The organism is Rhizobium sp. ZPR4 (assembly GCF_040215725.1).
GTDB classification, from domain to species: domain Bacteria; phylum Pseudomonadota; class Alphaproteobacteria; order Rhizobiales; family Rhizobiaceae; genus Rhizobium; species Rhizobium rhizogenes_D.
Genome location: NZ_CP157968.1, coordinates 1,081,067 through 1,096,161 on the forward strand (window position 1 = coordinate 1,081,067; position 15,095 = coordinate 1,096,161).

Sequence of the window (15,095 nt, forward strand, 5' to 3'; positions counted from 1 at the left end):
GCCCTTTGCCTCTGTCCAGTTATCTCGAACAGCGGTGACATGCGTTGCGAGTTGGCACCTCGGATATCCCATATATTATCCACTTACCGAGCAATGTACTACCAAGGTACTATATTGAGATTCTCGTGATGGTGTATGCCCATCAGCAGGCCTTCAGTGCTTGAGCCCGCGATCAAGAGCCGCTTGGTTTTGCCTTATGTCAACAAATGTCCTTAGGGGACGGTATCGGTCTGTGTGACCAGGTCCAGAAACAACCGTTGCGGAACGGTCGGCAGCCAGGCCCGCCGTAATGTTAGGCCAATCGGTCTCGCCGTATGCTCCAGATGCAGTGGCAATGCCTTGAGAAGGCCGCGGCTTAGCTCTGCCTGGGCCTGCAGAAAGGAGATGCATCCCAGATGATTTGTCCTGCTTAGAAGCTCTCGCATCAAGATCAGGGAGCTTGATTCGACGATCGCAACCGGTCGTTTTGCTAAGCCCTCAAACAGCGCATCGAAATGCTTGCGGATCGGCGTTCCCTTCTGCCCGACGACCCAGGGATAGGACGCGAGTTCTTCAGGAGTAGGTTTTGCCCGCCCAACCAGTGGATGCCCGGTGCCGGCGACGACGACGATCGTGTCGGTGAATAGGACCCGCTGCTCGACGTCGCCGATCGGGGCAGGCTCTCTCAATGCCCCGATGAGGAAGTCGATTTCGCCGCGCCGAAGCCCGGCAAGCAGATCGGCATAGGGGCCTTCTAGGACATGGACCGGGGTTCGTGGACGAAGCTTTCTGAACTCGGCAATGGCTCTGGGGAGCACGAAGGATCGCGAAAGCGGCATCGCGCCGATGACGACGGTCCCGGCCTCCTCCTGATTTGCCTCGGCAAGGTCCACTTCGGCCTGGGCCAGTTCCGCCAATGCAAGACGTGCCGCCTGCGCCACCGAATTCGCCGTCCGTGTCGCCACGATGCCATAGGACGTCCGTTCGAAGAGCGCTCGTCCCGCTTCTTCCTCGAGCTGAGTGACGGCTCTGTGGACGGTTGGCTGCGCGACACCCAGTTTCTTTGCCGCAAGAGTGAAGTTCTCGCACTCACGCACGGCGATCAATGCTCGAAGCTGCGAGGCGGTCGCAACCAGTTTTAGGCGTGGACTGAGCTCGTTCAATGCCGGGTCAAGGTAGGCGAAGGCCCGCTTTACCCGCTCCGCCAGAAGATCGCCCCGGCTGTTTGCAAACAGGCCCTGAGGCGTCCTGGTGAATAATGTTGTCCGCAGCTCACGCTCGATTTTGGTCAGCGCCTGCGTCACCGCCGGCTGCGAAAGATGGCTGGTTGCGGCGGCCTTGGTCACGGATTTGGTGTCTATGACGGCGAGGAAGACCCGCAGATGCCGAAGATTGTGCTGGATTTGCGCTGTCGAAGGTTTCTCGTCGTTCAATCCGGGTAGGACTCCAAGATCATGTCGGCTCTTGCTTCGAGGGTACTCGCCTCGGGTCGAATCGCGAGTTCACCGATCTGACGCTGCCAGTCTGCGGTCGCAACAGCCATGCGGTCTGGCAGTCCCAATTCCCTCAGGGTGGCAGCGACTTCGATCATCTCCGAAGCGCGCCGCCTTCCGTGAACCATCATTCTTTCAAGGTTGTATGCGGCCCGCTTGTTCCAGTCTATCCCCGGATCGGAGGATTGCAGAGAGGCAAGCACCGCTTTTTCCACGCCGGCCCTTCGAGCCGCCAGAAAGCATTCGGCCGTCAAGGCCTCGAAACCCTTGATCATGACGGAGCGAAGCATCTTGATCGATGAGGCTTCTCCAACATTGCCGCCGGCAAGCTTTGCATTCATATGCAATTCCGCCAGCGCTGCCTGTGCCTGCTCGGCTGCGGCGCCTGATACCAGGAGTGGCGTGCGATGACGGGCAGGGTGTACGGGAGACATGACCGCAACGTCGATATAGACGGCTCCAGTCGTTTCGACGATTCCGGCAGCCATCGTCTTCGTCTTCGGCGAGCAGGAATTGCAATCGAGATAGAGAGTGCCAGCGGCCAGAAAGTTTGCCGCACGCTCGGCCGCCTGCAGAGCGTTGTCCGCTGTCACGAGACTGAACACGATCCTTTTGGCTGCAAGCGCCTCGGCCGGATTGTCGGCGCAGTGGACACCAAGGCTCTCGCATGTTTCACGCAGTCCCGTTCGAAGAGCGGGATCTTCGACTTTCAAGTCGAAGGTCGAGATGGTGCCATGCCCTCCTGCGCCCAGGATTTCTGAACGCCATCCCGAGACGAAAGCCTGTGCCGCTTCGCCAAAACCGATCAGGCCTATCGTCATCACACACTCTCCATCCTTCATTGCGACACGGTTTTTGAAGGGGGCGGAAACAAATGCCCCGCCCCTGGCATGAACTAGTGCGCCGGATCTTTTACGTTTTCGATCGTCTGGAATTCCGTGTTGTAGAATTCGTCGCCGACCTTCTCGACCTTGCGCATGTAGATGTTCTGGACGATATCGCGCGTCTGTGGGTCGATCGAAATCGGGCCGCGCGGGCTTTGAAGCTGCATTCCTTCCGCTGCCTTCACAAAGGTATCGCCGGAGGCGTCGCCTTTCGTCTTGTCGAGCGTTTTGTAGATGAGATCGAGTGCGTCCCACGCTGCTGCAGCGACCATGTTCGGGCGCATGCCGTTATTGTTCTTCTTGAAGGCGTCGACGAAGGTCTGGTTCTCCGGCGACGAGTGGTTCGTCGAGTAGGGTCCGCCGGTGATGACGCCAAGGGCCGGAGTGCCCATATCGTTGAGAAGGTCGTCGTCGGTGACGTCGGCCATCGCGATGACCTTGATGCCGGACTTGTCCAGTCCGCGTTCGACGAACTGCTTCATGAACGCTGCGCCCGCGCCGGTCGGGACGAAGACGAACAGGCCTTCCGGCTTTTCGTCGGCGGCGCGCTGAAGGAACGGAGCGAAATCCGGATTTGCGAGCGGGACCTTCAGCTTAGAGATCACGGAACCGCCATTGGCTTCGAGCGTTTTGGAGAACCATTCTTCTGCGTCTGCACCCGGGCCGTAATCCGAGACGATGCTGACGAACTTCTTCGTGCCGTTTTCGGGCGCCCATTTGCCGATGACGCTTGCGACCTGCGGAATGGTCCAGGAGGTGCGCAGCATGTAGGGCGACGCCTTCATGATCGAGGACGTTGCCGCAACCATGATGATCTGCGGTATCTTGGCGCGCTTGGAAATCTGCGCAACCGAAAGGGCGGTTGGCGTGTTGCCAAATCCGGTCAGGATCGAAACCTTGTCGCTTGTGACGAGTTCCTGCGAGATGCGCAGGGCGTTGTCGGCGGAGCTGCCATCGTCCTTGACGATAAATTCGACCTTCTTGCCGCCTGCGGTCTCTCCATGGGTCGCGACATAGGTCTTGAGCGCTGCGTTGATCTGGCGACCATTCGACTGGAAGCCCCCGGTCATCGGAATGACGACGCCGACCTTGACGGTGTCGTCCGCCCTGGATGTGGCGGTCGTGGCGGCCATCATCGCAAGTGCGGCCATGGTGCCGGCAATAATCCGTTTGGTATTCATTCTCTCCTCCTTTTTTCTTTGTCCGACATGCGGAAAAACCTCTCCCCGCAGCCCATCCTGTAGTTTCGTCTCATTTGCATTCTGATTTCGGCTTGCAGTCCGGCCGGCGCTTCCTCATTCGGTTGCGCCCACGCCAAGGAATTTGCCCAGTGTCTGGCGATCCTCTGCAAGGTGGCCGCTGTCACCGGAATAGGCGACGCTTCCCCTGTCGAGGATGATTGCCTTGTCGGTGATTGCGAGCAGTTGCTGTGCGTGCTGTTCGACGATGATTGCCGCAAGTCCCTCGGCGCGGACAATTCTGCGGATGGCCGCGAGAAGTTCCTCGACGATGATCGGCGCCAGCCCCTCCGTCGGTTCGTCGAGAAGTAGAAGGATTGGATTAAGCACGAGCGCGCGACCGATCGACAACATCTGCTGCTCCCCGCCGGAGAGCTGGTTTCCAAGGTTCGATCGCCGTTCCTTCAGTCGCGGGAAAAGATCGTAGATTGCTGAGAGCGTCCACCTGCCGGGTCGGGCAACCGCCGTTATATTTTCCTCGACCGTCAGCGATCGGAAAATTCCACGCTCCTGTGGAACCCAACCGATGCCGGCTTCGACACGCCGTTCGGGGGACATGCCCTGAATGTCGGTGCCCTGCAGCCGGATCGACCCTGATCGATATCGGGTCAAGCCGACGATCGTATTAAGGGTCGTCGTCTTGCCAACGCCATTGCGCCCCAAAAGTGCGACGGATGTTCCAGGCTCGACCGACAGGCTGACGCCGTGAAGGACGGTCGCCTTGCCATATCCGGCAGAAAGGGATTCGATCCGCAGGAGCTCAGCCATGCGCTGCCCCTCCGAGATAGACTTCCTTGACGCGCTGATCCCTCGCGATCTGATCGACGCTACCCTCCGCAAACAAGGCGCCGGCGACAAGGACGGAGATTCTATTGGCGAAATTGAACACCAGATCCATGTCGTGTTCGATCAGAAGGATCGATACGTCCGACGACAGCCTCGATATGTGTTGCATCACTTCCTTTCGATCGGCCTCGGGAACGCCGGCGGCCGGTTCGTCGAGCAGCAGGACGCGCGGGCGGCAGGCGATTGCCAGCGCGATTTCGAGAAGGCGCTGCTTGCCATAGGGAAGGGCGAGACATTTTTCATCTCCGACGCCATCGAGGCCGAAGTCTTTCAGCAGAGCCGCGATTTCCTGTTCAATGCCGGCAATGGCATGTGTCGGTCGCAGCCAGTTCCATCCGCGCCCGCTGCGTTCGCTGATGACGAGCGCGAGGCTTTCTATGACCGTCAGCCCGGCAAAGAGCTGATTGATCTGGAACGTGCGTACGAGGCCTTTCCGAACGCGGCGCTCGCGTTTGAGGCCAGTGATGCTCTCCCCGTGAAGAATGACGTCACCGCTGGACGGTTGTAAGACGCCGGTCAGGAGATTGATGAAGGTCGTTTTGCCGGCACCGTTCGGTCCGATCAGAGCATGGCGGGCGCCAGGTTCAAGCCGGAAGTTGACGTCTGTCGTAGCGTTCAGCGCGCCGAATGTCTTATTGAGGCCTCGTGTCTCAAGTGCAGGGAGGGTCATGATTTTCCTCCCGCCGAGGCCTTGGCCGATGTTGGCGTTTTGCGCATGGCGAGTGCTTTTGCGGTGAGGCGTTCGACGATCTGCCTTGGCCGATCCCGCCCGATCATGACGAAGGCGACGAGCAGTATGCCGAGCCAGAACTGCCAATATTGCGGCGTGACCGAGGAGAGTGCGTCCTGGATAAGTTCGTAGACCAGAGCTCCGATCAGGCCGCCATAGAGGTATCCCGTGCCGCCGATGACGAGGACCATCAAGCCGTCGGCGGATTTCTGAAAGGAAAGCGCGTCAAGTGAAACGAACTGCTGCGTCTGGCTGAAGAGTGCTCCGGCTACGGCGGCATAGGCTCCAGCCAGCGTGTAGATTGCGACGAGGCGACCCTTTACCGGGATGCCGACGGCCGATGCTCGCAGCGGATTGTCGCGGATGGCCTTCAGCGAATTGCCGAAGGGGGAAGCGACGATGTAGCGGGCGAGAACGAAAAGGACGAAGAGAACCGAAAGGCTGTAGGCATAACCAACATGCCCATAGAGATCGAATTCGATCGTGCCGAACAGCGGCTGGATGGTGATACCCTGCAGACCATCCGCGCCGCCGGTCAGCCAGGTGGCCTGATTGGCGATTTCGAGCAGGACGGCCGCGACACCGAGCGTCACCATCAGTCGCGTAAGATCCGCACCACGCAGAAGCAGGAAGCTGGTTGGCAGCGCGACGGCAGCCCCGGCAAAGGCTGCCACCAGGAGGCCGGTCAACGGCTCTCCGGTCACATGGATCGAGAACAAGCCGCTGGCGTAGGCGCCGACGCCATACATTGCAGCCTGACCCAGCGTCACGATCCCGGCAAATCCGATGATCAGGTCGATCGATAGTGCAAGGAGGGCGAAGATCGCGATCTCGGTGAGGATGAGATGCTTGCCCGGCAGGACAAACCAGGCAGCGACCGCTGCGATCCAGAACGCGATCTCAAGCGCGCGCCAGCGGGTTTGCCGCCGAAGGCTTTCCTTGACCGAACTGACGAGCGGATCTTGCATATTGGCAGAAAGCGACATCATCCGGCCCTCGTGAACAGTCCTTGCGGGCGCACGACAAGCACGGCCACGAGAACGATGTAGATGATGAAACCGCCAAGCGATGGGACATAATATTTGCCAAGGACATCAGCCAGGCCGAGCAGGATAGAGGCAACCAGCGGCCCGATCATGCTGGACGTTCCGCCGACCGAGACGACGATCAGAAAATAAACCATGAATTTCAGCGGGAAGGTCGGATCCAGGCCAAGGATTTCAGCACCAAGTGCTCCGCCAAGTCCTGCCAGACCCGATCCAACGGCAAAAGTCGCCGCGAAAATCGTATTCACACGGATACCGACGCCACGGGCCACGCGCCGGTCATCGACGGACGCTCGTAGCCGGCTTCCGAAACGCGTATGGCTCAGCACGAGCTGCAGACACGCGGCAAGCACGCCGCAAGTGACGATCAGGAACGCGCGATAGATGCCGATGCCGACGCCGAGCACATCCACACGGCCCTTCAGGAAGTCCGGAAGGTCGAGGATCTGCTGCTGGGAGCCCATCAGATAATCCATACCGGCGACCGCGATGAAGACGATCCCGATGGAAAAGAGGACCTGGTCGAGATGGGTCTTGTCGAAGAGCCTGACATAGAGTGTCCGCTCAAGGACAAGTCCGATGACGGCCGTCAATATGAAGGCGATCGGCAGCGTCAGCAGGAACGGCACGCCCCAGCGATTGGTCAGGACGACAGTGATGTAGCCGCCTGCCATCGCAAAGGCGCCATGCGCCAGGTTGATGAAGTTCATCAGACCGAGCGTGACAGCCAGCCCGCACGAGAGGACGAACAATAGCATTCCATAGGCAAGCCCATCGAACAGAAGGGTCAGCATCTCTCCTCCCCGTGTCAGCCGCCTCTAATCGATATGGCAGGCGCACGTCTTGTTGATGGCCCGGATGAGATCGTCCGAGCTCGTTTCCGTTCCTAGGGTGTCGGGAAGAGGGCGGAATTCCTATTTCAAAATGGTCTTCCAGATATAAGAAAAAGCTATAGTGGCGACCTTTTCGAGTTCGCTGCTAATTCTCCTATAGCGAAAACTTATCGCTTCGATCGCAATTCCAAATTGGCAAACGAGCGCTTCAGGCATGAAATCCCGGTCGATCAGCAAGGAGACATCACATGTCGGAAAAGAAGACTGCGCTGGTGATCAGCGCACATGCGGCGGATTTCGTCTGGCGGTGCGGGGGCGCAATCGCGCTGCACGCGCAGAGGGGCTACGAGGTGACCGTCGTCTGCCTTTCCTTCGGTGAGCGTGGGGAATCGGCAAAGCTCTGGAAAGAGCCGGGCATGACGCTCGAACGGGTGAAGGCCGCTCGCCGATCCGAGGCAGAGCGCGCCGCGCAGGCGCTTGGCGTGCACAATCTTATCAGCTTCGATCTTGGAGATTATCCGCTACGGCTGACCGACGATGACAGATATCGTCTGGTCGATGTGATCAGAGATGTGCAGCCTTCCTTCATGCTCAGCCATTCGCAATATGATCCTTACAACACGGACCATATGTACGCGACACAGGTTGCTTTTGAGACACGGATGATTGCACAGGCATGGGGCCATAATCCCGGCCAGAAGGTTCTTGGCGCACCGCAGCTTTATCTTTTCGAACCGCATCAGACGGAGCAGATGGGATGGAAGCCGGATGTCTTCCTTGATATCACCCCGGTCTGGGAAAAGAAGCGTGCGGCGATCGAGTGCATGGAAGGTCAGGAGCATCTCTGGGAGTTCTATACCCGGGTTGCCCAGAACCGGGCCAACCATTTCCAGCGAAACTCTGGCGGTCAGTCCGGTGGACGGGCGGCGAAGTATGCGGAAGGCTTCCAGTCGGTGTTTCCGCGGACGGTCGACGAGCTTTGATCGGCTCGGGGAGGATAGAAATGGAACCATGCTTCGACATCGCGCATCTGGCGCACGTCGAGATGTACACGAATAAATTCGATGAAAGTCTCGACTTCTTTTTGCGGGTCTACGGTCTGACGCTTTCCGATCAGGATGAAAACTCCGCCTATCTCAGGGCGTGGGACGACTATGAATTCCACACGCTCAAGCTCACGCGCCACCATACGACGGGCGTCGGGCATATTGCCTATCGGGCATCGTCTCGCGAGGCACTCGACCGGCGGGTGAAGGCGATCGAGGCGAGCGGCTATAAAGTGCTCGGCTGGACCGACGGCGATCCGGGCCATGGTCGTTCCTTCCGGTTCGAGGATCCTTTCGGGCATGTGTTCGAGATCTACTATGACACTGTCCGCTTCCGCCCGTCGGATGCCGAAAGGCCGGCCCTGAAGAATGTCGCGTCGCGCTATCATGGGCAGGGCTGCCATCCGAGGCGGCTCGATCACCTGAACCTTTTGGCTTCGGATGTTTCGGAGTTCAGGCGGTTCATGCAGACCTGCCTGGGATCTCGTGTCACTGAAATGATCGAGCTCGACAACGGGCGGATCGGCGGCTGCTGGTTCACGATCAACAACAAGGGCTACGATCTTGCATGCACCGAGGAGCATGGCCGCGGAGACGCGCGCCTGCACCATGTCACCTACGCAACGGACAGCCGCGAAGACATTTTGCGCGCTGCCGACATCTTCCTGGAAAACGGTGTTCACATCGAAACCGGCCCCCACAAGCACGCCATCCAGGGAACCTTCTTTCTCTACGTCTGGGAGCCGGCTGGTAACCGTGTCGAGCTTGCCAATGCAGGTGCGCGCCTCATCCTAGCGCCGGATTGGGAGCCGGTCGTCTGGACCGAGACTGAGCGCAAGAAGGGGCAGGCCTGGGGATTGAAGACCATCGAGACATTTCACACTCACGGCACGCCACCGGTAGGGACAAAGGGAGACTGATATGGGTGTTGTCGTACAGAACATCGAACGCGCGGACGCGTCGATCATTGATCGACTTGCCTCGGCGGGCGTCGCCACCGTCCACGAAGCCCAGGGCCGCAAGGGAATGCTCGCAAGCTACATGCGCCCCATCTATCCGGGCGCCCAGATCGCGGGATCGGCGGTGACGATCTCGGCTCCTCCCGGCGACAACTGGATGATCCATGTTGCGATCGAGCAGATCAGACAGGGCGACGTGCTCGTTCTTGCGCCGACCTCGCCTTGCGACAACGGCTATTTCGGGGATCTGCTGGCGACTTCGGCGCGTGCTCGCGGATGCCGCGGGTTGATTATTGATGCAGGTGTCCGCGACATCCGCGATCTCACGGCAATGAGTTTTCCTGTGTGGTCGAAAGCCGTCTCGGCTCAGGGAACGGTGAAGGAGACGCTTGGCTCGGTCAATATCCCGATCGTCTGCGCAGGCGCGCTGGTCGATGCCGGGGACATTATCGTCGCCGACGATGATGGCGTCTGCGTCGTCAGGCGAGCAGAGGCTGAACAGGTCGCAGTGGCGGCCGAGAAGCGGATCGCCAACGAGGAAGCGAAGCGCAAACGGCTTGCCGCGGGCGAGCTTGGCCTCGACATCTACGACATGCGGGGCAAACTGGCGGAGAAGGGCCTCAAATATGTATGAGGACGGAATCCCCTGCCTTTGGATGCGCGGCGGCACATCGAAGGGAGCCTATTTCCTCGCCGAGGATCTTCCCGGCGATCAACAGGAGCGCGATCGGCTGCTCCTTGCGATCATGGGATCACCCGATCCACGGCAGATCGATGGAATCGGAGGGGCAGATCCGTTGACATCGAAGGTTGCGGTGCTTTCGCCTCCGACCCGCGATGACGCTGACGTCGACTATCTCTTCCTGCAGGTTTTCGTTGACAAGGCGCTCGTCAGCGACGCCCAGGGATGTGGAAACATCCTGGCCGGCGTTGGTCCTGCCGCTATCGAACGCGGACTGGTGCCTATCGCAGGCGACATCACTTCGGTGAGGATTCACATGGTCAATTCCGGCGAGGTGGCAGTCGCCAAGATCGCGACACCAGCCGGAAAGGTAAGCTATGTGGGCGAGACGAGCATCGCCGGCGTACCGGGATGCCATGCCGCAATTCCGATCCTGTTTACGAACACCGAAGGATCGATGTGCGGCGCGCTGCTGCCGACCGGCAACGAGGTTGATGTGATCGACGGCATCGAGGTGACGCTGATCGATAACGGCATGCCCTGCGTCATCATGCGGGCTGCGGATTTCGGTCTGACGGGCGACGAGACTCGTGAGGAATTAGAAGGCAATGACGCCGTCAGGCAACGGATAGAGGCCATCCGGCTGCAAGCCGGGCCGATGATGAACCTTGGCGATGTCAGTGCGGCTTCGGTCCCGAAAATGACGCTCGTCTCAAAACCGCGGCATGGAGGCGCGATCAACACGCGCAGCTTCATCCCCCATCGCGTGCATGCTTCTGTCGGCGTCCTTGCAGCGGTAACAGTGGCGACCAGCACGCGACTGGCGGGCTCTCCCGCGTGCGGGCTTTCGGTCGCTCCTTTCGACGGACGCTACAAGATCGAACATCCGACCGGAGACATGGAAGTCTTTCTCGACCTCGATGGCGACGGGATTATCCAAGGGGCGGGGACGATCCGAACCGCCCGAAAACTATTCGATGGCAGGGTCTTCCCGGCTCCAGTCCGGTGACTGCGACCCCACCGGCCCGGTTCTCATCAGGAGCGTTTATGCGGGACTTGCTGAGGGTGGGCGACTGGTCATTGTCCAAAACGGCTGGGTAGAAAGGCGTAAGCGTTGTCGCTGATGCGACGTTCCAGCGCGTCGAGCACCAGATCCGCGGTTTTGGGAGCTGCCGCGATGCCGACATGTCCATGGCCGAATGCGGCGATCAGGCCGGGATGGCGCGACAGCGGGCCGATCACCGGGAGTCCGTCGGGCGTGGATGGGCGATGTCCCATCCAGAGACGAAGGTTGGGTGTCTTGTCCGCCGACAGATAGGGGTAGCTCGCCAGGGCATGCCGTTGCAGCACCTGCGCGCGCTCCCAATTCGGAGGTTTGTTCACCGTTGCAAGCTCGACCTGGCCCGAAAGGCGCAGACCCATATTGGTCGGCGTATTGGCCATCCGGCCCGTGCTCGGCATCACGGGAATTTCGAAGGGTGTTTGCCCTGATGTCACGGTCACATGATAGCCCCTTTCGCTCTGCATCGGAATGCGCACGCCGAGCGGGCGAAGCAGGCGGCCGGAATGTATGCCCGCGGCCACGACGATGCGGTCGGCAGATAGCGTCTCGCCACCCTCAAGTACGGCCTGCGGCGTCATACCGTCCAGGATGGCTGTCACGGCGGACTGGTGGAATTGCACGCCCGTGCGTTGGGCGGCTTGCACAATGCCGGCCACATAGCGTCCGGTGTCGCGGCAATGGGCACCGTTGACCACATGGATGGCGAACCGGTAGGGAGGGCCCAAAGCCGGGAGCTTTTGCCGGATTTCGGTCTCGTCCCACTCCACATATGCAACGCCGTTTTCTCGACGCAGCTCCCAGCTTAGTGCTTCGGCCTCGAAGGAAGCCCGGTCGGGATAGGCGTAGAGCAGCCCTTTTTGAAGAACGAGCTGCTCTTGCCCGGTCTTTCGCGCGAGTTCCAGATGTCGCTCGGGGCCATCGTGCAGCAGGAAGCTCAGCAATTTCGCCGTCCGGCGCACGCGGGTCTTGCTGGCGCCGGCCCACAAAAACCGCAGGAGCCAGGGTGTCAGCTGCGGTAGTGACCTCCAATCGATCGTCAGCGGCCCGTTTCGATCGAGAAGGAAGCCGGGAACCTTCCGCCACAGACCTGGCATGCTCATCGGTATGATCGAGGCCGGACTGATCCAGCCGCCATTGCCGTAGCTTGCCCCGGCTTCGCTGCCCGGCGCGTTGCCGTCGCAAAGTGCGACATCCCAGCCAGCCTCTGCCAATCTCAATGCCGCGGTGGCACCGATAATGCCCGCGCCGACCACGATTACCTTGCCTGTCATTGCCGTTTTATCCTGCTCTCAGGAAAGTCCGCCATGGAAATGGCTGAGAAATTCCCGCGTTTTCGTTTCGCGGGGTTCGTTGATGACCTGGCGTGCATCACCGGACTCGATGACGAAGCCGTCCTGCATGAAGATGACCGTGTCGGCGACATCGCGGGCAAAAGCCATCTCATGGGTGACAAGGATCATCGTCATGCCTTGCTCGGCGAGTTGACGGATGACGGCCAGAACCTCGCCGACCAGTGCTGGATCGAGGGCAGAGGTGGCCTCATCAAACAGTATGACTTCCGGTTTCATGGCGAGCGCCCGGGCGATTGCCACGCGTTGTTTCTGCCCCCCCGAAAGCTGCTCCGGGCGGGCATCGGCTTTCGCGACTAGGCCGACCTTGGCGAGAAGCTCCATCGCGACGGTCCGCGCGGAGTTCCTGTCCTGTTTCAACACGCTCACCGGCCCGACCATCACATTGTCGATGACACTCATATGCGGGAACAGATTGAAGTTTTGAAACACCATCCCTGTATTGGCACGGAAGGCTGCCAGATCCCGGTCGCGCATGGCGACCCGGCCTGCGGAAAAATCCATCCGCTTTCCGCCGATGGTGATGCGGCCTGCATCCGGCAATGACAGCAAATTGAGGCTGCGCAACAGGGTCGACTTTCCCGAGCCGCTTGGCCCGATCATCGCCACGACATGACCGCGCGGTACGGAAAGGTTGATGTCCTTCAAGACCTCGAGAGGACCGAAGGATTTCTTCAGGCCTACGACCTCGATCATTGATTCCTCGCCGCCCGTTCTCTCTACCTTGCTATTCATGCCTTGCGACCCTCCAGCCAGTGCGCCAGGCGTGTCATTGGGAACAGGACCGCCAGATAGATGAATGCAATCAAAGTATAGGTTTCAAGCGGCCGGTAGGTGGCAGACGTCACGAGCTGACCTTGATAGAGCAGGTCGGGCACGGCGAGCACGGAGAGAAGCGAGGTGTTCTTGAGCTGCAGGACAGACTGGTTGACCAGCGGCGGCACCATGCGGCGCAGCGCCTGCGGCAGAATGATCTTGGCCATCAACTGGCCTCGACGCATGCCGATCGCGCGGCCGGCATCCCATTGCCCGGTGTCGATCGAGACGATGCCGCCCCGAATGATCTCGGCGTAGAACGCAGCGCCATACATGGTCAGCGTGATGAAGGCTGCCATCGCAGGGGAGATCTGAATTCCGACCAGCATGGGCAGAGCGTAGTAACACCAGACCAGCTGCACGAGGACAGGCGTACAGCGAAACAGCTCCACGATCGTCATGATCGGAACGGTGACGATTTTCAAACCCGAAAGTCGGGCAAGAGCGAAAACCGTGCCTACAAGGATTCCGGAGACGATGGTCAAAACGGTAAAGCCGACCGTGTAGCCCAAGCCTTGAAGAAACAGGCCGCGGTACTGCCAAAGGCTGGAGAAGTCCCATTGATATTGCATCACAGCGCGCTTTGTTCGGCCCGACGGAAAGTCCGGGGAGAGGTTGAGGTGAAAAGCCACTCGCCAAGCGTCAGTATGTCGAAGACGGGGAGATCGAGGGCAGCCGAAATCGCCTGGGCAAAGGGCGGCATATTGGTGCATTCCAGCACGATGGCGCCGACGGATGGATGTTCGGCGACAAGCCTTCGGGCTGCATCGATCACCTCGGTCTCCAAGGCTGCATGATCATATGCGGCAGAGCCCTCGATGAGCGCGTGAAATGCGCCGCCGGCGGGCACGCCGCGCACAGGCACGGATGGATCGGCCCCGCAAGCTTCGAACACTTCGGGACCAAGGCTGGCTGCATCATAGGTTATCACGCCGGGGCGCAGACCTGTGCCGAGCGCCATTTCCACCATGGGCAGCTGCATGAGGCTGGAGGCGGCCACCGGCACGCCCAGCGCCTCGGCCAGCTTTCGTTGGTGGCGCGCCATGAAGCCGCAAGACGTGATAATCGCGCTGCAGCCCTCCGAGATCAGCTCTCGTCCCGCGGCGACGAAATCGTCGACGAGACCCTCGCCGCCCGCGCGGACGACGAGGGAAACGGATGCACCACGCACCCGGCGGAACCTGACCGGAAAGCGCCATGATGCAGCATTGCCGACATCGCCAGGCGGACGTTCGAACGTCGTATCCAGCATGATGATGCCCAGGGCACCTGAAGAGACGGACATGGTCGTGCCCGTCAGAAGGTCAGGTTTGCAGGCAGCGCAGCCTTGTCGACACCGACGAGCGCGAGGCTATCGACAATCCAGCTTGAGACCTTGCCTTGCCCGCGGCGTTCCGCAAGCCAGGCATCGACATAGTCGCGGAATTCGCCATTCGGGTCGCGGCGTACGCCGATCGTGGTCGGCTGGCTTCCGTGAGGGTCCGGGATGATGAGTTTGACGTTTGGAGCAAGGTGTTTCGTCGTCACGACGGCAAGGAGAGCGACCTGGATGATGGCATCGGCGCGACCCGACTGAAGCGCCAGAATGGTCTCATCGGCAGATTTGAGCGCGACCAGCGTGCAGTTCGGCAGGTTCTTGCGGGCGAAATTGTCCTGCGTCGAGCCGAGGTCGACGGCCACCCGCATCTCCGGCTTGTTCATTTCTTCCCACTTCGTTACCTCCAGATCCTTGCGGGCAACGAGGGTGAAGGTATTGTCCATCAGCGCCTTGGTGAAGTCGACAACCTTGGCGCGCTCCGGACTGTTGCTGAGCCCGAACATGATGTCGATCTTGTTGCTTTGCAGATCGATCACGGAGTTGCCCCAGGTCGTCTCGACCAATTCCAGCTTGACGCCGATATATTGCGCGAGGTCGTGCCCCATGGCGACACAGAAACCTTCCCACTCTCCGGTTGCGAGATTCTTGTGATAATAAGGTTCGGTGCCCGCAAACACGCCGATCCGCAAGGCGCCACGCGCCCGGATCGCTTCGAGTGTCGGACCTTCGGTCGCTGCTAGAAGTGCGGAGGGCGGAAGGAGTGCAGCAGTGCCTGCAAGCAGCATTACCCTTCCGAAGTCACGTCTGTTCATG

Annotated in this window: 16 protein-coding genes; 4 read left to right on the plus strand and 12 right to left on the minus strand. The window is 60.0% G+C overall.

Features of this window, described 5'->3' with window-relative positions; genetic code table 11:
• Nucleotides 1-212: 212 nt before the first annotated feature.
• From ABOK31_RS24590 to ABOK31_RS24620, 7 genes are all read right to left on the minus strand, one after another.
• Entirely contained in the window at nt 213-1,412 is a 1,200-nt protein-coding gene (locus tag ABOK31_RS24590; RefSeq protein WP_349959266.1) for a LysR family transcriptional regulator, read from the minus strand.
• On the minus strand, nt 1,409-2,293 hold the full coding sequence (locus tag ABOK31_RS24595; RefSeq protein ID WP_349959267.1) for a DUF1932 domain-containing protein: 885 nt from the start codon (nt 2,291-2,293) through the stop codon (nt 1,409-1,411). The genes ABOK31_RS24590 and ABOK31_RS24595 overlap by 4 nt, the downstream gene beginning before the upstream one ends.
• A 74-nt stretch (nt 2,294-2,367) precedes the next feature.
• Nucleotides 2,368-3,537 (minus strand): ABC transporter substrate-binding protein, encoded by a 1,170-nt coding sequence (locus ABOK31_RS24600; protein ID WP_174182367.1) that lies wholly within the window; start codon nt 3,535-3,537, stop codon nt 2,368-2,370.
• Nucleotides 3,538-3,651: 114 nt separating this feature from the next.
• Entirely contained in the window at nt 3,652-4,362 is a 711-nt protein-coding gene (locus ABOK31_RS24605; RefSeq protein WP_349959268.1) for an ABC transporter ATP-binding protein, read from the minus strand.
• Complete coding sequence (locus ABOK31_RS24610; RefSeq protein ID WP_174182369.1) at nt 4,355-5,110, minus strand: ABC transporter ATP-binding protein; 756 nt, start codon at nt 5,108-5,110, stop codon at nt 4,355-4,357. The genes ABOK31_RS24605 and ABOK31_RS24610 overlap by 8 nt, the downstream gene beginning before the upstream one ends.
• A complete protein-coding gene (locus tag ABOK31_RS24615) occupies nt 5,107-6,156 on the minus strand; it encodes a branched-chain amino acid ABC transporter permease (protein WP_174182467.1) in 1,050 nt (349 codons plus the stop codon). The genes ABOK31_RS24610 and ABOK31_RS24615 overlap by 4 nt, the downstream gene beginning before the upstream one ends.
• Complete coding sequence (locus ABOK31_RS24620) at nt 6,156-7,010, minus strand: branched-chain amino acid ABC transporter permease (protein WP_349959270.1); 855 nt, start codon at nt 7,008-7,010, stop codon at nt 6,156-6,158. Before ABOK31_RS24620 ends, ABOK31_RS24615 begins: the two co-directional genes overlap by 1 nt.
• 287 nt (nt 7,011-7,297) lie before the next feature.
• Here ABOK31_RS24620 and ABOK31_RS24625 point away from each other — a divergent pair, with 287 nt between their 5' ends.
• From ABOK31_RS24625 to ABOK31_RS24640, 4 genes are read left to right on the plus strand one after another with little or no spacing between them, the layout of a single operon-like run.
• Nucleotides 7,298-8,032, plus strand: a complete 735-nt coding sequence (locus ABOK31_RS24625) for a PIG-L deacetylase family protein (RefSeq protein ID WP_349959271.1) — start codon at nt 7,298-7,300, stop codon at nt 8,030-8,032.
• Nucleotides 8,033-8,052: 20 nt separating this feature from the next.
• Nucleotides 8,053-9,015, plus strand: coding sequence for a VOC family protein (locus ABOK31_RS24630; protein WP_349959272.1), 963 nt, complete (start codon nt 8,053-8,055; stop codon nt 9,013-9,015).
• Between the two features lies 1 nt (nt 9,016).
• Nucleotides 9,017-9,688, plus strand: a complete 672-nt coding sequence (locus tag ABOK31_RS24635) for a 4-carboxy-4-hydroxy-2-oxoadipate aldolase/oxaloacetate decarboxylase (protein ID WP_349959274.1) — start codon at nt 9,017-9,019, stop codon at nt 9,686-9,688.
• Complete coding sequence (locus ABOK31_RS24640) at nt 9,681-10,745, plus strand: 4-oxalomesaconate tautomerase (protein WP_349959275.1); 1,065 nt, start codon at nt 9,681-9,683, stop codon at nt 10,743-10,745. Before ABOK31_RS24635 ends, ABOK31_RS24640 begins: the two co-directional genes overlap by 8 nt.
• A gap of 68 nt (nt 10,746-10,813) precedes the next feature.
• On the opposite strand, the gene ABOK31_RS24645 is transcribed toward ABOK31_RS24640, so the two are convergent.
• The 5 genes from ABOK31_RS24645 to ABOK31_RS24665 are packed head-to-tail and all read right to left on the minus strand — an operon-like array spanning nt 10,814 to nt 15,094.
• Complete coding sequence (locus ABOK31_RS24645; protein ID WP_349959276.1) at nt 10,814-12,070, minus strand: FAD-dependent oxidoreductase; 1,257 nt, start codon at nt 12,068-12,070, stop codon at nt 10,814-10,816.
• Between the two features lie 18 nt (nt 12,071-12,088).
• A complete protein-coding gene (locus ABOK31_RS24650) occupies nt 12,089-12,883 on the minus strand; it encodes an amino acid ABC transporter ATP-binding protein (protein WP_349959278.1) in 795 nt (264 codons plus the stop codon).
• A complete protein-coding gene (locus ABOK31_RS24655) occupies nt 12,880-13,536 on the minus strand; it encodes an amino acid ABC transporter permease (protein ID WP_349959281.1) in 657 nt (218 codons plus the stop codon). The genes ABOK31_RS24650 and ABOK31_RS24655 overlap by 4 nt, the downstream gene beginning before the upstream one ends.
• Nucleotides 13,536-14,249: an aspartate/glutamate racemase family protein gene (locus tag ABOK31_RS24660; protein WP_349959282.1), complete on the minus strand. Its 714-nt coding sequence runs from the start codon at nt 14,247-14,249 to the stop codon at nt 13,536-13,538. The genes ABOK31_RS24655 and ABOK31_RS24660 overlap by 1 nt, the downstream gene beginning before the upstream one ends.
• 11 nt (nt 14,250-14,260) lie before the next feature.
• Complete coding sequence (locus tag ABOK31_RS24665) at nt 14,261-15,094, minus strand: transporter substrate-binding domain-containing protein (RefSeq protein WP_349959283.1); 834 nt, start codon at nt 15,092-15,094, stop codon at nt 14,261-14,263.
• Nucleotide 15,095: the final 1 nt, after the last annotated feature.

Bases quoted from the DNA above. Each gene is read 5' to 3' on its own strand.
- ABOK31_RS24595 (WP_349959267.1), bottom strand. From the start codon at position 2,293: ATGACGATAGGCCTGATCGGTTTTGGCGAAGCGGCACAGGCTTTCGTC.
- ABOK31_RS24600 (WP_174182367.1), bottom strand. From the start codon at position 3,537: ATGAATACCAAACGGATTATTGCCGGCACCATGGCCGCACTTGCGATG.
- ABOK31_RS24605 (WP_349959268.1), bottom strand. From the start codon at position 4,362: ATGGCTGAGCTCCTGCGGATCGAATCCCTTTCTGCCGGATATGGCAAG.
- ABOK31_RS24610 (WP_174182369.1), bottom strand. From the start codon at position 5,110: ATGACCCTCCCTGCACTTGAGACACGAGGCCTCAATAAGACATTCGGC.
- ABOK31_RS24615 (WP_174182467.1), bottom strand. From the start codon at position 6,156: ATGTCGCTTTCTGCCAATATGCAAGATCCGCTCGTCAGTTCGGTCAAG.
- ABOK31_RS24620 (WP_349959270.1), bottom strand. From the start codon at position 7,010: ATGCTGACCCTTCTGTTCGATGGGCTTGCCTATGGAATGCTATTGTTC.
- ABOK31_RS24625 (WP_349959271.1), top strand. From the start codon at position 7,298: ATGTCGGAAAAGAAGACTGCGCTGGTGATCAGCGCACATGCGGCGGAT.
- ABOK31_RS24630 (WP_349959272.1), top strand. From the start codon at position 8,053: ATGGAACCATGCTTCGACATCGCGCATCTGGCGCACGTCGAGATGTAC.
- ABOK31_RS24635 (WP_349959274.1), top strand. From the start codon at position 9,017: ATGGGTGTTGTCGTACAGAACATCGAACGCGCGGACGCGTCGATCATT.
- ABOK31_RS24640 (WP_349959275.1), top strand. From the start codon at position 9,681: ATGTATGAGGACGGAATCCCCTGCCTTTGGATGCGCGGCGGCACATCG.
- ABOK31_RS24645 (WP_349959276.1), bottom strand. From the start codon at position 12,070: ATGACAGGCAAGGTAATCGTGGTCGGCGCGGGCATTATCGGTGCCACC.
- ABOK31_RS24650 (WP_349959278.1), bottom strand. From the start codon at position 12,883: ATGAATAGCAAGGTAGAGAGAACGGGCGGCGAGGAATCAATGATCGAG.
- ABOK31_RS24655 (WP_349959281.1), bottom strand. From the start codon at position 13,536: ATGCAATATCAATGGGACTTCTCCAGCCTTTGGCAGTACCGCGGCCTG.
- ABOK31_RS24660 (WP_349959282.1), bottom strand. From the start codon at position 14,249: ATGTCCGTCTCTTCAGGTGCCCTGGGCATCATCATGCTGGATACGACG.
- ABOK31_RS24665 (WP_349959283.1), bottom strand. From the start codon at position 15,094: ATGAACAGACGTGACTTCGGAAGGGTAATGCTGCTTGCAGGCACTGCT.